Annotated in this window: 19 protein-coding genes and 1 CRISPR repeat array; of the genes, 13 read left to right on the forward strand and 6 right to left on the reverse strand. The window is 59.1% G+C overall.

The genetic code is table 11. The annotated features are described in order from the left end of the window. Positions 1-4: 4 nt before the first annotated feature. The 7 genes from RJ40_RS11855 to RJ40_RS11885 all read left to right on the forward strand — a co-directional run bounded on the left by RJ40_RS11855 (position 5) and on the right by RJ40_RS11885 (position 5,348). Positions 5-661, forward strand: a complete 657-nt coding sequence (locus RJ40_RS11855; RefSeq protein ID WP_265581061.1) for a diphthine--ammonia ligase — start codon at positions 5-7, stop codon at positions 659-661. Next, positions 658-2,406 carry a DUF2070 family protein gene (locus tag RJ40_RS11860; RefSeq protein ID WP_265581062.1) on the forward strand — a complete coding sequence of 583 codons (1,749 nt, stop codon included), beginning with the start codon at positions 658-660 and terminating at the stop codon, positions 2,404-2,406. The genes RJ40_RS11855 and RJ40_RS11860 overlap by 4 nt, the downstream gene beginning before the upstream one ends. Positions 2,407-2,623: 217 nt before the next feature. Further along, on the forward strand, positions 2,624-2,836 hold the full coding sequence (locus RJ40_RS11865; RefSeq protein ID WP_265581063.1) for a hypothetical protein: 213 nt from the start codon (positions 2,624-2,626) through the stop codon (positions 2,834-2,836). A gap of 144 nt (positions 2,837-2,980) precedes the next feature. Beyond that, positions 2,981-3,178, forward strand: coding sequence for a hypothetical protein (locus tag RJ40_RS11870; protein ID WP_265581064.1), 198 nt, complete (start codon positions 2,981-2,983; stop codon positions 3,176-3,178). Continuing rightward, positions 3,163-3,498 (forward strand): type II toxin-antitoxin system PemK/MazF family toxin, encoded by a 336-nt coding sequence (locus RJ40_RS11875; protein WP_265581065.1) that lies wholly within the window; start codon positions 3,163-3,165, stop codon positions 3,496-3,498. The genes RJ40_RS11870 and RJ40_RS11875 overlap by 16 nt, the downstream gene beginning before the upstream one ends. A gap of 607 nt (positions 3,499-4,105) precedes the next feature. Then, positions 4,106-4,825 (forward strand): hypothetical protein, encoded by a 720-nt coding sequence (locus RJ40_RS11880; RefSeq protein WP_265581066.1) that lies wholly within the window; start codon positions 4,106-4,108, stop codon positions 4,823-4,825. Beyond that, positions 4,758-5,348 carry a hypothetical protein gene (locus tag RJ40_RS11885; protein WP_265581067.1) on the forward strand — a complete coding sequence of 197 codons (591 nt, stop codon included), beginning with the start codon at positions 4,758-4,760 and terminating at the stop codon, positions 5,346-5,348. The genes RJ40_RS11880 and RJ40_RS11885 overlap by 68 nt, the downstream gene beginning before the upstream one ends. Before the next feature lie 46 nt (positions 5,349-5,394). Here the strand turns inward: RJ40_RS11885 and RJ40_RS11890 are convergent, their stop codons facing one another. Continuing rightward, positions 5,395-5,886, reverse strand: coding sequence for a hypothetical protein (locus tag RJ40_RS11890; RefSeq protein ID WP_265581068.1), 492 nt, complete (start codon positions 5,884-5,886; stop codon positions 5,395-5,397). A gap of 56 nt (positions 5,887-5,942) precedes the next feature. Here RJ40_RS11890 and RJ40_RS11895 point away from each other — a divergent pair, with 56 nt between their 5' ends. Beyond that, positions 5,943-7,919, forward strand: coding sequence for a copper-translocating P-type ATPase (locus RJ40_RS11895; protein ID WP_265581069.1), 1,977 nt, complete (start codon positions 5,943-5,945; stop codon positions 7,917-7,919). 312 nt (positions 7,920-8,231) lie between these two features. Continuing rightward, entirely contained in the window at positions 8,232-8,810 is a 579-nt protein-coding gene (locus RJ40_RS11900; RefSeq protein WP_265581070.1) for a hypothetical protein, read from the forward strand. A 334-nt stretch (positions 8,811-9,144) separates the two neighbouring features. Here the strand turns inward: RJ40_RS11900 and RJ40_RS11905 are convergent, their stop codons facing one another. Then, on the reverse strand, positions 9,145-9,438 hold the full coding sequence (locus tag RJ40_RS11905; RefSeq protein ID WP_265581071.1) for a hypothetical protein: 294 nt from the start codon (positions 9,436-9,438) through the stop codon (positions 9,145-9,147). Positions 9,439-9,554: 116 nt separating this feature from the next. On the opposite strand from RJ40_RS11905, the gene RJ40_RS11910 reads away from it, so the two are divergent. Continuing rightward, a complete protein-coding gene (locus RJ40_RS11910; protein WP_265581072.1) occupies positions 9,555-10,379 on the forward strand; it encodes a hypothetical protein in 825 nt (274 codons plus the stop codon). A gap of 93 nt (positions 10,380-10,472) precedes the next feature. On the opposite strand, the gene RJ40_RS11915 is transcribed toward RJ40_RS11910, so the two are convergent. Continuing rightward, positions 10,473-11,669 carry an ATP-grasp domain-containing protein gene (locus RJ40_RS11915; RefSeq protein ID WP_265581073.1) on the reverse strand — a complete coding sequence of 399 codons (1,197 nt, stop codon included), beginning with the start codon at positions 11,667-11,669 and terminating at the stop codon, positions 10,473-10,475. Between the two features lie 226 nt (positions 11,670-11,895). Between RJ40_RS11915 and RJ40_RS11920 the strand changes: the two genes are divergently transcribed. The 3 genes from RJ40_RS11920 to RJ40_RS11930 all read left to right on the forward strand — a co-directional run bounded on the left by RJ40_RS11920 (position 11,896) and on the right by RJ40_RS11930 (position 15,233). Beyond that, positions 11,896-13,230: a Fic family protein gene (locus RJ40_RS11920; RefSeq protein ID WP_265581074.1), complete on the forward strand. Its 1,335-nt coding sequence runs from the start codon at positions 11,896-11,898 to the stop codon at positions 13,228-13,230. 646 nt (positions 13,231-13,876) lie between these two features. Continuing rightward, on the forward strand, positions 13,877-14,905 hold the full coding sequence (locus RJ40_RS11925; RefSeq protein WP_265581075.1) for a PDDEXK nuclease domain-containing protein: 1,029 nt from the start codon (positions 13,877-13,879) through the stop codon (positions 14,903-14,905). 100 nt (positions 14,906-15,005) lie between these two features. Beyond that, positions 15,006-15,233 carry a hypothetical protein gene (locus tag RJ40_RS11930; protein WP_265581076.1) on the forward strand — a complete coding sequence of 76 codons (228 nt, stop codon included), beginning with the start codon at positions 15,006-15,008 and terminating at the stop codon, positions 15,231-15,233. A 305-nt stretch (positions 15,234-15,538) separates the two neighbouring features. Continuing rightward, a CRISPR array of direct repeats spans positions 15,539-18,840; the repeat unit is 37 nt; unit sequence GTTTCAATCCCTATCGGGTTTTCTCATCAGCTGTGAC. 147 nt (positions 18,841-18,987) lie between these two features. Here the strand turns inward: RJ40_RS11930 and cas2 are convergent. The 3 genes from cas2 to cas4 are packed head-to-tail and all read right to left on the reverse strand — an operon-like array spanning position 18,988 to position 20,863. Then, positions 18,988-19,260 (reverse strand): CRISPR-associated endonuclease Cas2, encoded by a 273-nt coding sequence (cas2, locus tag RJ40_RS11935; protein ID WP_265581077.1) that lies wholly within the window; start codon positions 19,258-19,260, stop codon positions 18,988-18,990. Then, entirely contained in the window at positions 19,260-20,300 is a 1,041-nt protein-coding gene (cas1d, locus tag RJ40_RS11940) for a type I-D CRISPR-associated endonuclease Cas1d (protein ID WP_265581078.1), read from the reverse strand. The genes cas2 and cas1d overlap by 1 nt, the downstream gene beginning before the upstream one ends. Positions 20,301-20,305: 5 nt before the next feature. After that, a complete protein-coding gene (gene cas4, locus RJ40_RS11945) occupies positions 20,306-20,863 on the reverse strand; it encodes a CRISPR-associated protein Cas4 (RefSeq protein ID WP_265581079.1) in 558 nt (185 codons plus the stop codon). Positions 20,864-20,866: the final 3 nt, after the last annotated feature.

A 20,866-nucleotide genomic window follows, 5' to 3' on the forward strand; every position in this document is an offset into this window, starting at 1 on the left:
GACAATGACATGGGCAGCACTGACGTCTGGCGGCAAGGACTCGGTCCTTGCCGTGCAGCGGGCGATCGACGCCGGGATCGAGGTCTCGGCCCTGGTGACGGTCAGGCCTGAGAACCCGCATTCGTATATGTTCCATTCGGCCAACCTGGACGCGGTCCGGGTGATGGCCGACGCCGCCGGGATGGAGTACCACGAGATCCCGTCGGCCGGGAAGAAGGAGGAGGAGATCTTCGAGATGGAGGAAGGCCTCGCCGCCCTCGGGCTCGACGGGATCGTCACCGGGGCGGTGGCCTCGACCTACCAGCGTTCTCGCCTGGAGGCGATCGCGGGGAGGCTCGGGATGAAACTCTATGCCCCGCTCTGGCATATGGACTATGCCGACCTCCTCCGCGAGGTGGCGGCCCGCCTTGATGCGATCATCGTCGTCTGTGCTGCCGAGGGCCTGACCGAGGAGTTCCTGGGAGCGCATATCGACGGGCCGATGGTGGAGCGGCTCCTGGACCTGGAGAAGCGCTACCGGATCAACCCGGCGGGCGAGGGGGGTGAGTACGAGAGTCTCACCCTCAACGCCCCCTTCTTCTCCAGACCGGTCACCTACGCCTCGGCCGAGCGGCACTCGGTCGGCGACCGGCACGAACTGGTCCTCAAGGGATTCAGATGAACGGTAGAGCCGAGACGAGCGACGTCAGGATGGCCGGGCTCTCCCGGTATATTTTCACCGCCCCGTCCTGGCCCCGGTCCCTTGCGATCATCGTCGTCCTCGGCCTGCTCATCGACGGGGTGAGTCTGCGGGCCGGCGATACGTATCCGTTCTTCGGCACGCTGGCCTTCACTATTCCTGCGGTCCTGGCGACGTTCCTGACCCGCCCTCTCCTGATGGAGCGGGGCAAGGTGATCACCTGGAACCGTTCGGCCCTGCTGGCGGCGGCGGGCACGGTCTTTGCGGTGATCGTCACGCTCTTCTCGGTGGTGCTCGGCCAGAGCGGACTGCTCCCCCTCACCTTCGCCCTCGCGATGGGGCTGGTCTTCGGGGTGCGGCTGCTGGTCATCGCGGCCATCGCGGACTACCGTCTCTCCCATGTGGTGATGCCGGCCCTGCCGCAGAGCGCCTTCGGGGTGGTCTTTGCCACGCTCTCGTTCGGGCAGGAGTTCCTGATCCTGGGCGCGGTTCTTCACCTGGTCTTCGGGTTCGGGTGCGTGCTCTTTGTCTGGTTTGTGGAGCGGCCGCTGAACAAGGGCTTCCATATCAGCGCCTTCAACTTCATCAACACCTTCATCGAGCACATGACCGACGGTTCGAAGAGTATGGAGGACTTCTTCCGCGAGATCGGCGAGGAGGTCTCGGTCCCGCAGGTGAGTCTCGCCTTCAGGCGGGACGGCAGGCGCGACATCCTCTTCACGGTCCCGAATGTTCACCCCGGTCCGATGGGCGAGATCGGCGGCGGCAACCTGACGCGGGCGATCTACGAGGCCTTCCCCGAGGAGGTGCTCACGGCCCACGGGTGTTCGACGCACGACTTCAACCTGGTCTCGGCTTCGGAGAGCGAGAAGATCGTCTCGGCGGTGGAGGACTCGCTCGAAGATCTCGTCTACTCCCCGCTTGCGGGGCCGTCCCGCCGCACCCGCGTGGGGTCGGTGGAGGTGCTCGCACAGCCGATGGGCGACGCCCTGATGATGGTCTCGACGCGCTGGCCGCAGAAGACCGAGGACGTCGACTTCGCGATCGGGATGGCGGTGATGGCCGAGGCGCACCGGTGCTTTGCGCACTGCGCCTTCGTCGACGCCCACAACTGCATGGCCGACGTCGCCTCGCCGGTCCACATCGCCTCGAAGGAGGGGAACGAGTACCTCGCCGCCGCGGAGCAATGCATCTCCGACTCGGCCGGGGGTGCGGTGCATGCCTTCCGGGCCGGGGCGGCCCGCGTGCCTCTCCCGTTCACCCGCGAGGAGGGAGTCGGCGACCTCGGGGTGCAGGCGCTGGTCGTCGAGACGGCCGGGCAGCGGACGGCCTATGTCCTCTTCGACGGCAACAACATGGTCACCGACCTCCGTGCCGAGGTGCGCAAGGCGGTCGGCGACCTCGTCGACGAGTGCGAGGTGATGACCTCCGACTCGCATGTGGTCAACACCGTCACCGGCAAGAACCCGGTCGGGCTCCACGTGAGCCCCGACATCCTCGCCGGTTTCGCGAAGCAGGCGGTGGAGGCGGCGGTCGCCGACCTCGCCGATGCGGAGGTGGCCTCGGCCTCGGCCGCCTGCGAGGACGTCCTGGTCTTTGGCTCCAACCGGATCTCGGAACTCGCGAGCACGGTGAACGCGATGCTCGTCTTCATCCCGCCGCTCTCCCTGGCGGTGCTGCTGGTGGCGTTTCTGCTGTCGGTGCTCGCGTATGTGGTGATTGTTTAGGGGTTTCTTTTTTTTGCGGGCGGCACCGGATGGGAGAAGTACTTGATGGGTATCTCTTCAGAGCGCCTGCACGGGGGATCGATCCCGGCACCGACGGGAGATATCGAGATGTCGCCGGCGTTCTCCTCTTTATTTTGTACTTGATGGGTACTTGATCGGAGGCACTCCCGGTCACCCGGAGATCCTGAAAGAACCATCATCTTCACATCACATACCGATGTATAACCACGATATGGAGCGGCTCGACAAACAAAAGATCCACGCTCAGGAATCCTGCACCGACGTGACCGATCGCCTCGCGGATATGGCCGTCGACGACGAACCGCTCAGTGACGAGAGCATCAAGGCCATCGAGTCGTCCCGTGAAGATATCAGGATGGGCCGGATCTATACCCTGGAGCAGGTGATGGCGGAGTTGAAAGAAGAATAAAATCTCGCGTCTTCTTCTCCGCGACGGCCAGCCTCCCACAGAGAGAGATTTCTCCAGAGCCAAAAACTATATTGGAGTACGCAGATTACCTCTCACCAGAAGGAGATTCCCTGCCACACGATCACGTACCGAGGTGAAACTCCCATGAGCCGGGTCAAGGAAGAGATCATCAGTGAGTTGAACACCCTCTCGCCCAGGGCATCCGAAGAAGTTCTCAGTTTCATCAGGTTCCTGAAATCGAAGCGTCAGAAGGCTGTTCCCGACACCGCCCTCGCGAGCGAGCCCGTGCTTCGGAAAGACTGGCTTCTGCCCGAGGAGGACGAGGCTTGGGACGATTTGTAAAAGGCGATGTTGTTATCGTACCGTTTCCCTTCTCAGACCTCTCAACCGTAAAACGACGTCCGGCCCTTGTCGTTGCTACCCCCGATGGCGACGACCTCATCCTCTGCCAGATCACGAGTCAACAGGTCCGGGACCGCTACGCCATTGGTATCGCCGACACTGACTTTACCGAAGGAACGCTCCGAAAATCAAGCAACGTCCGACCAAATCGGATATTTTCCGCCAGCATCAACCTTATTCTGTATCGGGCCGGCCACCTCGATGATCAGGCCATGAAGTCGGTCATCACCAGGCTCATTGAGATCCTTCAGGCCGAATGAGTGCCGGCCCCGGGGAAGCGTTCATCGTCAGGAGGCGAAGGCCGCAGTGATCGATCTTCTCGGGAGGGTTTACCATGAAAATGATCCTGACGATTATCTCTTCGGGTTTGCATGAGAATTTGAACTCGCCTGATCTCGTTGAAGATGATATGCAGATGACAAAGACGCCTTCAGCATGATCGGTGTTCCGCCTTCCCGCCCCTATCGCCATCCCGGGGGTCCGGGGGCAGAGCCCCCGGCCGATGGTGTGGGAAGGCGTGATGATCATAGGCGCCGCCCCCGATCGTTGAATCTTTCCTGGAATCTCGCGCCGGGGGTTTCACCCCCGGATCCCCCACGCCGAGGATAGGCGGGGGCGGCGATTGAGAGAGATCCGCCCACATGCCGAAGCGAAACTCAGAAAATTTTCATCGCGTATTTCATCGCGTATGTTTGAATCTCAGGCTCATGGTGAATTCTCCAGAGCCAGATCCCGATCGTTTTGGATTCTCAAAAATCCCCCCTGATGCACCGTTGAACCCCATCCGAATCTTCCTCCGGGTCGAGTTGGAGAAATAGAAATCAATTGCCGTAGAATTATATGTCCATAGCGTGATGATCTCCTATCATGGCCTTGAACAACCGATCGAGAGGATCGGAACTCTCGGTTGTCGAGAGGGCGATCGCCTGCACGAAAGAATACGAGAATGTCGGCTATGTGCAATACGATACGAAAGACGGGCATTATTTTTACCTCCATCCTTCGCCCTTCCTTTCAACCGTCAAAAACGAGATCTATTATGCCGCCGGCACTCCCCCTCCTGAGAACGAGTTTGTCGAAGTCGAAGTCTCTGAGAGGAAGACGGAGATCCTGGACCGATCATGCAAAAAATATCGCTATGTCAAAACGATCAGCGAGTGGAGACCATTCGATATCGCCCCCCTCGCGATACGGAGAAAAAATCTCGACTTCATGGAGATCATCGATTTTTTCACCTATCCATACAAAGGCGAAGCAGAGATCGTCCAGGAGATCGCGACCTGTTCGACCCTGTTTGCGTTCTCTTCCCCGCCGATCACCGGCGAGACCGGCGGGATCAAGACCGCGGTCTTCGGGAAAAACTATCAATGGGATCTCTTTCAAAGGCCGTTGAAGATCATCCCCCCGGAATTCAAGACGATCAGTTCTGATTACTTACTATTATTCGGTCTCAAAAACCGATCGACGGATCAGAAAATCGAGCGGAGAAATCAACCAGGCCATTCTCAGGCCCGAAAAAATGGTGTCCGATGTCCCGATCATGATCGACGAGATCGCCAGACGAAGGTTTTCGAAGGGACATCATGAGAACCAGGACGTCGAGACCGGAGTCATTATCGCCCAGGTGCTGGACGGGTTGCTCCTGAAGCCAGAACCATCAGAGTCCATTGGAAAAATGATGAGCAACGTGATCTATGAACTGCGGGACGAATACCTATCCGCCGGACAGGTTCCCATCAAACAGAATATCGGGGATGGCATTCCGAAACTCGCCTCTTCGTATGCCAGGCTGCAGTCCAACCCGGAGATCAGAAAAGAAGATGTAAAATATGTCTTTGATATGTGGTCGTCGATGTTCAAGAGGGCCGCGAAAATTTCGTCGTACCCGATGAAGACGCACCACATGTATGAACTGACCGGCGAAGGGCGGAGAGTGTACTTCGAATGCTATGACGTCTTCGGGGCCGAATATAACATCCCGATCGTGGAAGCAATGGACGCCGTCACCGTCGACCCGGTCGAGTTCGAACTGGCCATCGATTCCCTGGTCGAAAAGGGATATTGCAGGAGGAGCAGAGATTCCATCGTGCTCCTCGAACCCTACCGGTAGGAAAAATCTCTGTCGCAGTTCATCGCTTGTTGAGAGGCCCCCTCCCTCACCGTTTCGAGACGAGGCCGAGCAGCCAGATGATCGCCAGGATGCCGACGATCAACCAGACCAGCAGAAAGATCCCGGCCAGGGCCATGGCGAGGAGCATCACGCCCCCCATCATCCCGTAATACGGCATACCCGGCATATCATGCCAGGGCCCCCCGTCCGGTTGCCCCCAATAGTCGTTTCCCATCATCCGGTCGAGCATCATGCTGTACCCCGCCGGGTACCGCTCCATCAACTGCACCAGCCGGTCCTCCTCGGCCGGGGTCAGGTCCCCCTCCATCATCTTCGCCATCAGGCCCTCCATCTCGGCGTGGACGCTCGCATTCATCGATCGCTCCTCGACGGACTGCATCGCCTCATGCCCGGCGCCCTCATCGTACATCATCGACGTGTCCGCACCGCCCGCCGCCGTGAGGGCGCAGAGCAGCATGCAGACGACGATCCCGATCCTCGGCATGGCGGCGAATATCCCGGGGAAAAATATGAACATTGTCCACACCCCCGATCCCCTTTTATACCCCCATCGCCTTTCCGGGCAGGAGAGCGATGGACCCACACCACGAGCACCACCCCCCGACCCACGAGCACGGGGCGGGCGGCGGCCACCACGGCCACGCAGCCCTCGCCGACTTCAAGCGCCGGTTCATCGTCTCGACCATCCTCACCGTGCCCATCCTCATCCTCTCCCCGACCATCCAGATGCTCCTGGGGTTCAGCGTCGACGTCCCCGGCGCCGAATACATCGTCCTCCTCCTCGCCACCGTCGTATACCTCTACGGCGGCTACCCCTTCCTCACCGGCATCGTCGACGAACTCAAGGCCCGGATGCCTGGGATGATGACGCTCATCGCCGTCGCGATCACCGTCGCCTATTTCTACAGCGCCGCGGTGGTCTTCGGCGTTCCGGGCGAGGGCTTCTTCTGGGAACTCGCCACCCTGATCGACATCATGCTCCTCGGCCACTGGATCGAGATGCGCTCGGTGCTCGGGGCGTCGCGGGCCCTCGAAGAACTCGTGCGGATCATGCCGCAGGAGGCGCACCGCCTCGGGGACGGCGCCGTCGAGGAGGTGACGGTCGAGGCGCTCGGCGTCGGCGACCGGGTGCTCGTCAAACCCGGCGAGAAGATCCCGATCGACGGCGTGGTCGTCGACGGGGAGAGCAGCGTCGACGAGGCGATGCTCACCGGCGAGTCGCAGCCGGTGACCCGGCGGGCGGGCGACACGGTGATCGGCGGGGCGATCAACGGCGAAGGCTCGCTCGTCGTCGAGGTGAAGAAGGTGGGTGCCGACACCTACCTCAGCCAGGTGGTCGACCTGGTCCGCCGGGCCCAGGAGAGCCGGTCGCGCACCCAGGACCTCGCGAACCGGGCCGCCTTCTACCTCGTCGTCATCGCCCTCTCGGTCGGGGCGCTGACCTTCCTCGGGTGGGTGTACCTCGTCGGCGACGCCGGGTTTGCGATCGAACGGGCGGCGACGGTGATGGTGATCACCTGCCCCCACGCCCTCGGCCTCGCCGTCCCGCTGGTGATCGCCGTCTCGACCGCTCTTGCCGCACAGTCCGGGTTTTTGATCCGCGAGCGTCAGGCCTTCGAGCGGGCGAAAGATATCGGGGCCGTGGTCTTCGACAAGACCGGGACCCTGACCGAGGGGCGGTTCGGGGTGACCGACCTCCTCACCTTCGGCGGCACCGACGAGGAGGAGGTGCTGCGCCTCGCGGCCTCCCTCGAAGCCCGGTCCGAACACCCGATCGCAAAAGGCATCCTGCGGGAGGCGGAGGTTCGGGGCCTGACGCCGGCGGCCCTGGAGGAGTTCAGGGCGGTCCCGGGCAGAGGGGTCGAGGCGGTGGTTGCCGGCCGGCGGCTGCAGGTGGCGAGCCCCGAACACCTGGAAGCCGACCCGCGGGTGGAGGCGCTGCAGCGGCAGGGAAAGACCGTCGTCTACCTCCTCGAGGACGGGACCCCGATCGGTGCCCTCGCCCTCGCCGACATCGTGCGCAAAGAGTCCCGCGAGGCGGTCGCCCGCCTCAAGGCGATGGGGATCCACTGCATGATGCTCACCGGCGACAACCGGTTCGTCGCCGCCTGGGTGGCAGAAGACCTGGGGCTGGACCAGTTCTTCGCCGGCGTCCTCCCGCACGAGAAGGCCGACAAGATTGCAGAGGTCAGAAAGGACTACGTCGTCGCGATGGTCGGCGACGGCATCAACGACGCCCCGGCCCTCGTCTCCGCCGATGTGGGAATCGCGATCGGGGCCGGCACCGACGTCGCTGTCGAGAGCGCCGATATCGTGCTGGTCAGAAACGACCCCCGCGACGTAGCGGCGGTCGTCGAACTCTCGAAGAAGACCTACGCGAAGATGGTGCAGAACCTCTTCTGGGCCACCGGCTACAACGCCTTTGCGATCCCGCTCGCCGCAGGCGTGGCGAGCGGCTACGGGATCCTTCTCACCCCGGCGGCGGGGGCGATCCTGATGAGTGCGAGCACCGTGATCGTGGCGGTCAATGCACGGTTGCTCCGCAGGTAGTGGGGGGAAACCGGCCGTCCGTGAGTTTGAGAGCGTGGGATGACGGAGGCACGGCCGATCCTTCCGGCACCCTTGCGCTCCTGGCGGGCCTTCACTCCGATACACTGTTTTCGAACCGTCGTCTCGCACGTTCCCCCGGCCCCGCCTCCGGCGAACTCGATCTCAGAGAATTTGATCGCATCTGTCGTGTTTATCCCTGGAAAATGCGTTAAAAACCATTCACGATCATAAATGACGTGATCTGTTCGCGTGGGTTTATCAGGAAATAGCCCGGATCTTTACGGGTATCATAAATCCAGGGGGTTTTCAGAGATGGATTTCTCAGAGATAGACAAAAAATACCCGTGGGCCAGGCTCGCTATCGTAGTGACGCTGATTGCCCTGTCGGTGGCCCTTGAAGTGGGGGTTCATATCCACTTCAACACCGCAGTGGCGTACACCCATGTCTTCTACCTTGTAATCGCCCTTACCGGCATCTGGTACTACCGGAAGGCGGCGGTCATCGCCCTGGTCTTCGGCTTGATTCATATCGGCGTGGACTACGCGATGACCGGCGCCCTGGATCCCGCGGCTGTCTTCAGGGCGGCGATGTTCGTCATCGTCGCGTATGTGATCGGTGCGCTCTCCGAGTCGGCCAACCGGTATTATGAAGAGCGCGAAGAGAAACACCGCGCTCTTGTCGGTTTTGTCGAGGAGGTGCGCCTGCGGATCAAGACCCCGGTCGGCACCATCCGGGATGACCTCACCGGCATCTCCCGCCGCGTCGAGCGGGGAGAGATGGAAGACGGGGAGATCGCGGCGGCCCTCGAGATGCAGATCGCCCATGCCGAACAGGTCGTTGCCAGTCTCCGCGAACTGCAGCAGGGCGTCATCGAAGAGCACCACCCCTGACGCCGCCGGAGGGGGAGGGCTCTCCCCCTGCCGCAATGAAGTATATGTATAATACCATTTTTCTTATTCGCCCCGCGTTGCTCAATATTATTTCACCTACGGTTCATTCTCCCTTCAGTGCGGTGCCGCCACACTCCCGGACATTCTTTGATGCGGCGGGCCGCATGGGAGGAAGAAAAATCATACAAGAACCATCTCAAACGGTCCCTGAAAGGGGGACGAGGAACAGCACGAAGAGCAGGGCTATGGTGAAAACTCAGGAGGAAAGAGACGGCAGCCCCCGTGACCACCTGTGCGCCAACACCGGACCATCGATGACTGCCACTTGTTTCCTCTACCTGTGAGGATATAAAGGTGATCGATCCGGTGCCGCTCTACCCGGTACCCCAGATGGTGACGGCCGCGGACATTTCCGGATCGCCGCCGACGATCTGCGGGCCTTGCTCTCGCGGGGGAAGAAGGTGCCGGTGACCGGCCGGACGGCGATCGTCGGCCACGCGGCAGTGAACCCGGCAGTGAAGATCTTCACGACAGCCGGGCGGTTCCACGTCTCCATCCCGTACGCACAGCGGGTGCAGTTCTCGGTCACGGCCAACCGCAGGAACCCCGGCATGCTCTTCGACCTCATCAAGGCCTCGGCGCTCTTGCACCGGTTCGGGCGCGAGCGCTACGACGGCGGCATCCGGGCCAACCGCGAGGATCTATGCGGCGATCAACGGCGACTCCGGCGGGCAGGAGACGAAGGTGACGAAGAACGAGGCGGCCGCCCTCGAAACCGTCGCCACGATGGGCTGGGACCAGTTCACGATCAAGATGCTCCAGGAGGCGCTGGGGCTTTCCTACCACCAGGTCTACCGGATCCTCCACGGCTACGCAAGCCGCGGCTCGACCTACTCCGGACTGCTGGAGAAGTGTCCGGCGATCAGTTACCTGGATACCACCGTCACCGAAGACATGGACGGGTGTGCGGTCCGCCGGCGGGAGCACCTCTTCCTCTTCGACCGCGGGGGCTATCTGCGGTGGGCCCGCGGGGCGGCGGTCGGGATCGCCGGCGGCGACGACGATGAGGGCCATGACCAGGACCGGGACGATGATCCCGGTCCGGGCACCAACGGCGTTTGCAACTTTGCAGCAGGTTTACAGCAGATTTACAGCAGGTGCCGCGAAGATCAATCGGCGCGAGACAGCGTTCGATCTGACAGTACTAGTACAGATAGAGAGACGCGTCTCTCTATCTGTACTAAGTTACAGCAAAACCCACACCCACCCACTCCCCCTGGGTCTTCAGTGTCCGGGAGTGTGGGTGGGTGCGATGTCCGGAATGTTGCAAACGATCGGTCGATCTCGTCGAGAGATGGAGATAAACCCGATCGACAGGAGGCACGCCCCCCGTTGAGTTGCAGCGCCTTCCGCAAACTGCTGCAAACGGCTGTAAAGAAAGGGGATCTGCTGCAAGAGACGTTGCCGGGTGTCCTGGACCACCGGGAGTTCACGCGGGTGAGCACCGATCTCGGCCGGTGCGATGTGTGTGCCGAGGGGAAGGCGGTGCACCGGTCGGCCGATGGATAGGTGAAACTCTGCGAGGGGTGTTTTGCCGGGGTGGTGCAGGCGTGGAACGCGGGGCGGGGGATCTCATGATCCCGACGGGGAGCGTGACCGGCGTCACCGGTCCGCCCGGCGTATGACACATTCCGCCTGGTCCGACCGGAGGAATTCGTCGATCTCGTCCCTGGTGCTCTCGTCGGTCTCGGTGAAGAGGAAGCCGAAGACCGGGTACCTGCGGAAGTCGACCGGGCGCCACTCGAGGGGGTGGGTAAAGGTCGCGAGGAACCGGTCGGCATCGAAACCCTCGATATCGTCCGGGTCGATCCCGTCGGGGCGTTTCACGACCAGCAGGGAGTACCTCCTGCCCGCGTCTTCGCGGAGGATGCGGTCCCAGTCGGGAGCACGCTCTTCGAAGAAGCAGCGGTAGACGTTGATCCCGTAGGCATGCAACGCGATGTCGGTCGTGCACCACCCGGCGAACCTGAGCGGGTTGAGTTCGATCGGGGTCGTGGTGCCGTCGTCGCCGACCCTGAGTTCGATGTGGAACGGGAAGGCGGTGAGGCCCGCGAGGGTGTTGATCTCCCCGAGCAGTCTGAGGACTGGACCGAGGTATTCTCTGACGATCGCCGCCGAGGTGACGTAGACCTTGTCGTCCACGTCGTCTGCCGCGGAGAAGTCGTGCCTGAGGATGTCCAGGACCACCGGGGTGCCGTCGGAGGTATAGTAGGCGTCCACGGCGATTTCGGTGCCGTCGATCTGCTCCTCGATGATGAACCGCCCCGAATCGCAGACTTCCGGCGGATAGTGCGCCCTGATCTCGTCGATCTCGTGCGTGAGCGAGGCGAGCACGCGGGCCCAGTCGGCGTCGGTCGCGACGGTGTAGACGCCGGCGCTGAAGAACCCGACCGCGGGCTTGATGACGAAGGGTTTTGGGAGTGCGGAAATCTCCAGATTCTCCAGGCGGTCGGCCGCGACCTCGCGGTAGAAAAAGTCCGGGTAGAGGGGCCTGAGCATCTCCCTGAACTTCACTTTGTCCTTGCAGCGGTCGATCCGGGCCGGGAGGCCGGTGAACCCAAGGTGCTCTGCGATCCAGGCGATGGACTGTTCCGAGTTGGTGTAGAGCCGATATTCGGCGTCCCCGCCCTTCGTCGTCTCCTCCCGCATCCGGGCGACGAAGGCGTCGTCTGAGAGGAGGACGGTTCCGTCGGGAAGATCCAGGTTTTTTGAGGTCGGGTTCGCGAGGACGGGGAGGTGCATCGCGGCGATGGTCTCGATGAGGAGGCGGGAGACGTAGGGTTTGTCGAGGATGATCATGGTCTGTCGGGCTCCGAGGAGTTCTGGTCATATATCGGCCGGGAGAGGGGATGAAGGTGCGGGGGATGGGGCCGGTCCGGCCAGGACGATCTCTCTGAGACCACTCTCTCACCCCCGAACTACTCATGAATTACTAATTTGTGTAAAATTAGTATTTTATAGATCCAGATCAAAATATCAATGAAATACTAAATCGTGTAAAATTAGTATTTGGCAGGTCGAGCCCATGAAAAAACTCCCTGAAAAACCACCCACGATCTGGAATGAAACCGCCATCCGTACTATCGACACCCTCCAGCACGACCCCACGTTCAGGAAGGCGGTGACCGACTACAACACTCGTTACCTCGCCTGGGACGACCTGAAGTACCGCATCCCCGACCAAAAGAAACGGATGGCGGCATGGTCGGTGATGAAGACACTCAGGACGATGCGCTACGAACCCGTCCCCTACCCCCCCCTCGACCTCAAGTACTCGACCACTCCTGAGATCTCGCGCAGTCTCCACATCTTCGACCAATATCTCTCCGGCACGATCCAGATCCACAACAAGACCATCAGACTCGAAGAGTCCTACATCATCAACTCGCTCATGGAGGAGGCCATCGCCTCCAGTATCCTCGAAGGGGCGGCGACCACCCGCAAAGTCGCCAAAGAAATGTTGAGAAAGGGGAGAAACCCGCGGAACAAGTCTGAGCAGATGGTGATCAACAACTACCTGGCCATGCGGTATATCAGGGATCACAAGGACACGCCCCTCACCCCCGAGTTCATCCTCGCCATCCACCGACTCGTCACCGAGCACACGCTCGAAGAGTCTGTCGTCGGACGGTTCAGAGACAACGACGATATCGTGGTCGCCGACCCGGTCACCGGCGTCGTCCACCACACCCCGCCTGAGCACACCGAGATCCCGGGTCTCATCGACGCACTCTGCCGGTTCGCAAACGCCGACGACGACGATGCCCGCACCTTCATCCACCCCATCGTCAGAGGGATCATCCTCCACTTCCTCATCGGCTACATCCACCCCTTCGAGGACGGCAACGGCAGAACCGCACGCAGCATCTTCTACTGGTACGTCCTCTCGCGGGGCTACTGGCTCTTCGAGCATATGCCCATCTCCAGGATCATCCTGCGGTCTAAGAGGGACTACGCCCTCGCCTATCTCCACACCGAATACGACGAGATGGACCTCACCTACTTCATCCAGTATCATATCAGGTGCATCGAGGAAGCACGCAAAGACCTGCTCACCTACATCGAGAAGAAACAGCGCGAACAGCACGCGACGAAAGCGATCATGAGAACGATTCAAACTATCAACCCCAGGCAGGCGGACATTCTCAGGGAGATGATGGAACACCGCGACGAGTACTTCACCATCAGAGAAGTCTCAGAGACCCACGGTGTCGTCTACCAGACGGCGAGGACCGACCTCCTCGGCCTTGCCGGTCAGGGCTGCATCAGGAAGGAAAAACGCGGCCGGGAGTTTGTCTTCATCTTCAACGAGGCGTGCGACCTCTGGAGCGAGGGGACAAAATCGGGCCGTTTTTTGTGAAGAACGTCGTGTTGCTCTCCACGACACGGCCGGTGTGTGCGGGTTTCCGGTCGTGGTCAATGCCTGATTATGATCTCGATGAGGAGGGCGCGGTCCGTCTCCTTCGTCCTTAGGGGCGCCGCAATCGCGACGCAGGGACTCCCTTTTCCCCGAATGAGGGAGCCCATTATCGTCGCAGGGGTCGATGACGGATCGTGATGACAGCGTTTTCAGTTTCGATGGACGGCCCTCTGGTGGCGAAGGTCGACGAAGCGGTGGAAGTTTCGGTGCGGGGAACTTGAGCGGGAGGTTTGTCGGGTTGTGGCGGAGCGGGGGAAGCTGGTGGAGGAGGTGGCTCACCTCAGGGATGCGGCGATCTAATTCTCTCTTTTTTCCGGAGAGGTGTTGGGCGGAGTAGTGCGGGAGTGGAATATGGGGAAAGGAGTCTCGTGATCCCGCCCGGCCCGCTCCTTGCGCTGGCGGTGGTGATCGGTCCGCGTCGCCCGCCGCCCGCTGTGTCCCGACATATGTCTGGAAAAAAGATCTGGAAAAACGTATCAGGCCCCCCTCACAAAAGAACGAAATGAGTCGGTCTTCCTACGGATCTTCGCTGAAGGGTGCGATGTCTGCCGGGTCGGAGGGCTGGAGGAATGTGCGGAGGATAGATATGAGTCTGTATGAGGGTATCCCGGAAGAGTATCCTGTGTTTCTTGCTGGCCTGAAGGTGCGGATCCGTGAAGCTCAGACCCGTGCGGTCCTGTCGGCGAACCGGGAACTGATCCTGCTCTACTGGCATATCGGAAAAGAGATCGTGCAGAGGCAGGAGCGGGAGGGCTGGGGGGCGAAGGTGATCGACCGGCTCTCCGCCGATCTCAAGAGGGAGTTTCCCGATATGAAGGGTTTCTCTTCCCGGAACCTGAAATATATGCGTTCGTTTGCACGGGCGTACCCGGACGAGGAATTTGTGCAGGAGGTGCTTGCACAAATTACGTGGTATCATACGGTCACGCTGCTCGACAAGGTGAAGGATCCGGTACAGCGTGAATGGTATATCCGGAGGACGATCGCGAACGGCTGGTCGCGGAACGTGCTCGTCCACCAGATCGAGCGCGGGCTTATCAGACGTGAGGGACGGGCGGTGACGAATTTTTCGGAGACTCTCCCGGCGGAGCAGTCCGACCTCGCTCTCCAGACCATGAAAGATCCCTATATTTTTGATTTTCTCCGGATGGGAGAGACGGTGCGGGAGCGAGAACTGGAACGGGGTTTGATCGACCATCTCCGCGAGTTCCTGCTGGAACTTGGTGTGGGATTTGCGTTCGTGGGCAGTCAGTATCGTCTGGCGGTCGGCGGGCAGGACTTCTACCTCGACCTCCTCTTCTACCACCTCAGACTCCGGTCCTATGTGGTGATCGACCTGAAGGTGGGCGAGTTCATCCCGGAGTATGCGGGGAAGATGAACTTCTACCTCTCGGCGGTCGACGACCTCCTGGCTCATTCTTCTGACAACCCGAGCATCGGGATCGTGCTCTGCAAGGCGAAGAACCGCGTGATCGCCGAGTATGCCCTGCGGGATATGGCCCGACCGATCGGGGTGGCCGGGTATGTGCTGACCTCGTCGCTGCCTGAGGAGTTGGCCGGGCGGTTGCCGACGGTGGATGAACTGGAGGAGGAGCTGGAGCGGGGGGAGGGGTGAGGGGGATATGTGCCCTGTGCCTCCCGGTTCTCCGAATGGCGGAACTCATTATCGTGGCAGGGGTTGATAATGGATCGTTATGACAGAGTTTTCGGTTTCGATGGATGACGCACTGGTAGCGAAGGTCGACGAGGCGATGGCGCGGGAGGGGGTCGCGTCCCGGTCGGCGTGGTTCGGGAGGGTTGCGGAGGAGCGGTTGGCCGGCGGGTCGGCGCGGGCGGAGGAGTGGAAGTTGCGGTGCGGGGAAATCGAGCGGGAGGTTTCGAGGATTGCGGTGGAGCAGGGGAAGTTGGTGGAGGAGGTTGGGCGGTTGAAGAGGGGGGTGTGAAGGGGAGCGGGTTTGATCTTTTCTTTTTTTGTTCGGCGGATCTGCCGGGCGGCGTTGTGATCGTTTTGTGATGTGATGAGTGGTACAGGGGTGCAGCAGCCTACTGCGCAAAGTGGGTGGACGAGATCACCGTTGTGTTGCCTCGTCGTATGAACTACTAATGAACTACTAAAACATGTCAGATTAGTATTTCGGAGATCGCGCTCGATTTCGTGTAGATGTCGGGAGGTGCTCGTGGAGGGGTGAAGAGGAGGAATACGGACGGTGGTTTTGAGTACGTGAGTATGCCCGCCTACCATACTCAGGCTTCAATCCCTATCGGGTTTTCTCATCAGTTGCGACCCAGAAGATCACCGCCCCATCGGTCGATCAGGACACGTTTCAATCCCTATCGGGTTTTCTCATCAGCTGCGACTTCGCCAACGCCACCGCTCCGACGGGCCGGACCGGGTTTCAATCCCTATCGGGTTTTCTCATCAGTTGTGACGATCCCCTGGGCCCACCGGTGCCGATGAGACCATGTTTCAATCCCTATCGGGTTTTCTCATCAGCTGTGACCTCTGGCACCCTTCCCCGACTCGCCCATCTGCTGATAGTTTCAATCCCTATCGGGTTTTCTCATCAGCTGTGACGGAGAGCACCATGACGCAAACGACATTCGAGACCTTGTTTCAATCCCTATCGGGTTTTCTCATCAGCTGTGACTCTTCGAGGCGATCAAGTCGCCGTGTCAGCATGTCGATGTTTCAATCCCTATCGGGTTTTCTCATCAGCTGTGACGAGGGCACGACCCTGATCCAGACCGAGTTTTACAAGTTTCAATCCCTATCGGGTTTTCTCATCAGCTGTGACGGAATTGGAAGGTGATTGAACATGGAAACTAATTTTTGTTTCAATCCCTATCGGGTTTTCTCATCAGCTGTGACTCAATTGCTGCTTCTAAATCAACATAATTATCATGTTTCAATCCCTATCGGGTTTTCTCATCAGCTGTGACGGAGCAGAGAAATCAACTCCTCCCAATTGCACGTCGTTTCAATCCCTATCGGGTTTTCTCATCAGCTGTGACCTCCTGGGCCATCCGGTCCAGGGAGTTCTGGTCGTTGTTTCAATCCCTATCGGGTTTTCTCATCAGCTGTGACGCTATGAATTGGCGAGTTCTTGGGGTTTGGGAAGGTTTCAATCCCTATCGGGTTTTCTCATCAGCTGTGACGACAAGGCCGCCGTCGACCAGGTGCAGGCAGTCTTCGTTTCAATCCCTATCGGGTTTTCTCATCAGCTGTGACCTCGTCGAATGGGGAGGTCGCCCTGGTGCAGCTCGAGTTTCAATCCCTATCGGGTTTTCTCATCAGCTGTGACTCTTCACCGGCTCAGGGAGGGCGTCGAACTTCTCCTTGTTTCAATCCCTATCGGGTTTTCTCATCAGCTGTGACTGGCGGGGTCCACTCCGGGCGCGAGGGAGATGTTTCAATCCCTATCGGGTTTTCTCATCAGCTGTGACTTCCCGCGCCACACCCGCACTATCACATTGTCTGTGTTTCAATCCCTATCGGGTTTTCTCATCAGCTGTGACTGGGCTGTTCGCCCTGATCCTGTCCTATGCCCCGTCGGTTTCAATCCCTATCGGGTTTTCTCATCAGCTGTGACTGGGCTGTTCGCCCTGATCCTGTCCTATGCCCCGTCGGTTTCAATCCCTATCGGGTTTTCTCATCAGCTGTGACACACATTACCTTTTTCTGTTGTGGTCCCACAATATCGTTTCAATCCCTATCGGGTTTTCTCATCAGCTGTGACAAAAACGGGGTCTCAAAATGTATGGATAAAAATTTTTGTTTCAATCCCTATCGGGTTTTCTCATCAGCTGTGACGAAAAGACCGGCAGCAGCACCACTACCCCAATCGCGTTTCAATCCCTATCGGGTTTTCTCATCAGCTGTGACGGGAAGGTGACTCGGAACGGTCAGGGTAATACACTACACCGTTTCAATCCCTATCGGGTTTTCTCATCAGCTGTGACACTTGCACCATTCGCCGGTCTCGAGTACTTCGAGTTTCAATCCCTATCGGGTTTTCTCATCAGCTGTGACGTTCTGTCCCAGGTGCGGCCGCCGCTACGTCCCTCGGTTTCAATCCCTATCGGGTTTTCTCATCAGCTGTGACTCTGCGGGAAGAGCATGGATCGTGCGCCTCCTCCCGTTTCAATCCCTATCGGGTTTTCTCATCAGCTGTGACATCTGTGCTCTCCACCTCCGTATCAACTTTCGGATGTTTCAATCCCTATCGGGTTTTCTCATCAGCTGTGACTCCACGACAAAGACAAAGGAGTCACAAATGAACTCTAAGTTTCAATCCCTATCGGGTTTTCTCATCAGCTGTGACGTCGGGGTCGGCGACCAGAACGCCCCGGAGGATTGGTTTCAATCCCTATCGGGTTTTCTCATCAGCTGTGACCTCGCGCACCTGATCGGCCGCAGAGTGCGGATCAGTTTCAATCCCTATCGGGTTTTCTCATCAGCTGTGACGTGAGTTCGCCGTTGGCGAGGCGGTCCATGTTCGTGTTTCAATCCCTATCGGGTTTTCTCATCAGCTGTGACGACTCCCCCGCACCGTCGCCGAGGCAGTCGCCACCCTGTTTCAATCCCTATCGGGTTTTCTCATCAGCTGTGACCACGGTACTGCGCTGTAGCGGTCCGCCCATACTGAGTTTCAATCCCTATCGGGTTTTCTCATCAGCTGTGACGGCGGGTGTCAAATTATATCATCGGCCCAATCTCTTGGTTTCAATCCCTATCGGGTTTTCTCATCAGCTGTGACGGACATCCGGGAGACACTCCGGAGGGGATTCGGTTTCAATCCCTATCGGGTTTTCTCATCAGCTGTGACCGACCTGACGATCTCCCCTGTGGCATCGGCCACGTTTCAATCCCTATCGGGTTTTCTCATCAGCTGTGACGAACGATGCGGCGAGGGCGACGTTGCGTTGGGTGAGTTTCAATCCCTATCGGGTTTTCTCATCAGCTGTGACGAAGGGGGCGTCGGCGGGGGCCGCAGTATATATTATGTTTCAATCCCTATCGGGTTTTCTCATCAGCTGTGACGGCAAGGTCTCGACGAGGTCAAACAGGCGCAGGTTGGGTTTCAATCCCTATCGGGTTTTCTCATCAGCTGTGACGACTGAAGCCAACCAATGGGGGATCGGTAGAATTGTGTTTCAATCCCTATCGGGTTTTCTCATCAGCTGTGACGGTGCGCCGGGGGCTACTCTCCCGAAGTTAGTTTGTTTCAATCCCTATCGGGTTTTCTCATCAGCTGTGACTGGCAAACCCTCCGGGCTTCTCCTTCGGGCCGCCCGGTTTCAATCCCTATCGGGTTTTCTCATCAGCTGTGACTTCGTCATTATCGCCGTTATCAACTTCTAATTCTAGTTTCAATCCCTATCGGGTTTTCTCATCAGCTGTGACCCGGCTTCGGGAAGACCAACGTCCTCCAGTTCATGTTTCAATCCCTATCGGGTTTTCTCATCAGCTGTGACGGCGACCGCCGGGCCTGCTGCTGCGGCCCCCCCGCCGAGTTTCAATCCCTATCGGGTTTTCTCATCAGCTGTGACCGCCCCCCATTTTGCCTGCAAAACCTAAACTAAGCAATGCACAGCACCAAACAGAGACGATCAGATCATGGGTCGATGGCATACCCTGCCCATATAAACAGGCATGATACACCAGAACTCTCTGTGTCAAATAAAAAGAACCTATCCCTACACCACATTGGAGAGCGACTCCGGCGACTGCTCCCCGAGATCCGTAATCTTTCCGACACACCTGGTACAGAGTTCATAGACCCGCACCCTGTCATGCGGGCCGATGACCCCCCTGATCTTCTCCTCCATCTGCACCCTCTGCACATCGGTGATCTCAAGTTCAAAGATACTATACTGCTTCCACGCACCATACCCCTCAAGAATCCTGAACACCCGATTTCTGATCTTATCCTTGGAGATATCATAGGTCACCACCAACCGCACGCTCATCACCTCATGAACACCAGAGGATGATAGATCTTCATCTCCCCGGTAATCGCCTTCCTGAGCAAAATCGCCTGCATGATTATCGCACGTCGCCGGGACACCCGATACTTGAAACCCGGATGCCGAAACTCCTCTTTCATATACGAATCATACTGGGAGAGATATTTTTTGAAGGACGTGTCCTTCAGGTGATTATCCTCCTTGAAGTCGTCATGCGTGAGGATCCTCTGATTCACCAGCCTCAGGGCAAACGCATCACAGAAGATCGGCCTGAACTCCTCTAAGAGATCCAGGGCAAGGGCCGGCCTCCCATGCCGGTCCACATGCATCACCCCGAGGAAAGGGTCGAGATTATACTGCCGCAGGGCCGAGATGACCTCGTTCTGGACCATGGCGTAGGTCAGAGAGAGAAGAGCGTTGATGTGATCCTGTGGGGGCCGGCGCGTTCTTTTCTGAAAAGTCCAGCCCTCGATCAGACACTCGTCCAGGGACGCGAAGTAGATACTGGCCGCCTCGCCTTCCATACTGCGCAGCGCACCCATGTCCCTCGCACCCCCGGCATTCTGCTCCAGTTCCTTCAACCTCCCCGGAGGAGAGACATGCTTCCTGGAGAGGAGCGTGCGGGAGTTTCTGATCTTGCCGCCGATCATGGCGCGGGCAATCCTGAGGGCCCGAGCACCCGTGCAGCCGTACTGGTGGCGGCGGACCTCGGCGATGGTATTGTGTACCGGGACAAAACTCCCCTCGTACCGCCCATAATAGGTGAAATAGTTCACGGCCATACCATTTTCCCGACACTTCGTGAGAACCGACGAGGAGACCGACACACTCCCGAAGACATTGATCGTCCTCACCTTCTCAAGCGGGAATGAGGCCAGAACCTCCTTCTCACCCCACGGCGTGACCGTGATCCTGCCTCCCTCCGCCCTGACGCGGCTCTTCTGTGCGGAGACATAGACCACGTCGTCATCAAACATCCCCTCGGACGTCCGCACCATCCTGAATGCTTCGGCACCCTCGACCGCACGATCAGACTCAGCCATACTCCTTACACCTCCTCCAGCAGACGGGCCTCATAGGGCATACAGTAGGTGACCGCACTGCACTTCCTGCATTTATTCGGATTGTCCGAAAACGCAGGGATCTCATCGACTCTCATCGTCCGTATCATTTCGACCGTCTTCATCACCCTCTCCCTGAGCAGATCAGTGATCTCGATCAGATACCTGGCATTGGTCTCGTAGAGGTACAGGTACCCAAAAGGCACCCGCTCCCCCAGATACTCCTCCAGTAGCATGGCATACGCCGCCAGCTGGACCAGGTCGTTCTCATAATATCTCGAACCGTGTTTGCGTTCCACCGGGACGACGACATCGCCGGCACGCTCGACGACGTCGATCTTCCCGTGCATGTGGAGAGCCTCAGAGCGGAGATAGACCTCCCGGTACCACCCGCCCCGCCGGCTCTGTCGCTTGTGGAGGGCCCGGCCGTCGGCAAGGTAGAAGTTCAACCCCTGCGTCTGGTAGAACATCAGGTAATAGAGGCGGCGGGGGCAGTAGAGGAACTGGTTGAGGTCTGAGATGTTGACGAGATCGGGCTCACTCACATG

Origin of the sequence: Methanofollis aquaemaris, assembly GCF_017357525.1 — an archaeon.
Lineage (GTDB): Archaea > Halobacteriota > Methanomicrobia > Methanomicrobiales > Methanofollaceae > Methanofollis > Methanofollis aquaemaris.

Bases quoted from the DNA above. Each gene is read 5' to 3' on its own strand.
- RJ40_RS11855 (WP_265581061.1), top strand. From the start codon at position 5: ATGACATGGGCAGCACTGACGTCTGGCGGCAAGGACTCGGTCCTTGCC.
- RJ40_RS11860 (WP_265581062.1), top strand. From the start codon at position 658: ATGAACGGTAGAGCCGAGACGAGCGACGTCAGGATGGCCGGGCTCTCC.
- RJ40_RS11865 (WP_265581063.1), top strand. From the start codon at position 2,624: ATGTATAACCACGATATGGAGCGGCTCGACAAACAAAAGATCCACGCT.
- RJ40_RS11870 (WP_265581064.1), top strand. From the start codon at position 2,981: ATGAGCCGGGTCAAGGAAGAGATCATCAGTGAGTTGAACACCCTCTCG.
- RJ40_RS11880 (WP_265581066.1), top strand. From the start codon at position 4,106: ATGGCCTTGAACAACCGATCGAGAGGATCGGAACTCTCGGTTGTCGAG.
- RJ40_RS11885 (WP_265581067.1), top strand. From the start codon at position 4,758: ATGGTGTCCGATGTCCCGATCATGATCGACGAGATCGCCAGACGAAGG.
- RJ40_RS11890 (WP_265581068.1), bottom strand. From the start codon at position 5,886: ATGTTCATATTTTTCCCCGGGATATTCGCCGCCATGCCGAGGATCGGG.
- RJ40_RS11895 (WP_265581069.1), top strand. From the start codon at position 5,943: ATGGACCCACACCACGAGCACCACCCCCCGACCCACGAGCACGGGGCG.
- RJ40_RS11900 (WP_265581070.1), top strand. From the start codon at position 8,232: ATGGATTTCTCAGAGATAGACAAAAAATACCCGTGGGCCAGGCTCGCT.
- RJ40_RS11905 (WP_265581071.1), bottom strand. From the start codon at position 9,438: ATGAGGTCGAAGAGCATGCCGGGGTTCCTGCGGTTGGCCGTGACCGAG.
- RJ40_RS11915 (WP_265581073.1), bottom strand. From the start codon at position 11,669: ATGATCATCCTCGACAAACCCTACGTCTCCCGCCTCCTCATCGAGACC.
- RJ40_RS11920 (WP_265581074.1), top strand. From the start codon at position 11,896: ATGAAAAAACTCCCTGAAAAACCACCCACGATCTGGAATGAAACCGCC.
- RJ40_RS11925 (WP_265581075.1), top strand. From the start codon at position 13,877: ATGAGTCTGTATGAGGGTATCCCGGAAGAGTATCCTGTGTTTCTTGCT.
- RJ40_RS11930 (WP_265581076.1), top strand. From the start codon at position 15,006: ATGGATGACGCACTGGTAGCGAAGGTCGACGAGGCGATGGCGCGGGAG.
- cas2 (WP_265581077.1), bottom strand. From the start codon at position 19,260: ATGAGCGTGCGGTTGGTGGTGACCTATGATATCTCCAAGGATAAGATC.
- cas1d (WP_265581078.1), bottom strand. From the start codon at position 20,300: ATGGCTGAGTCTGATCGTGCGGTCGAGGGTGCCGAAGCATTCAGGATG.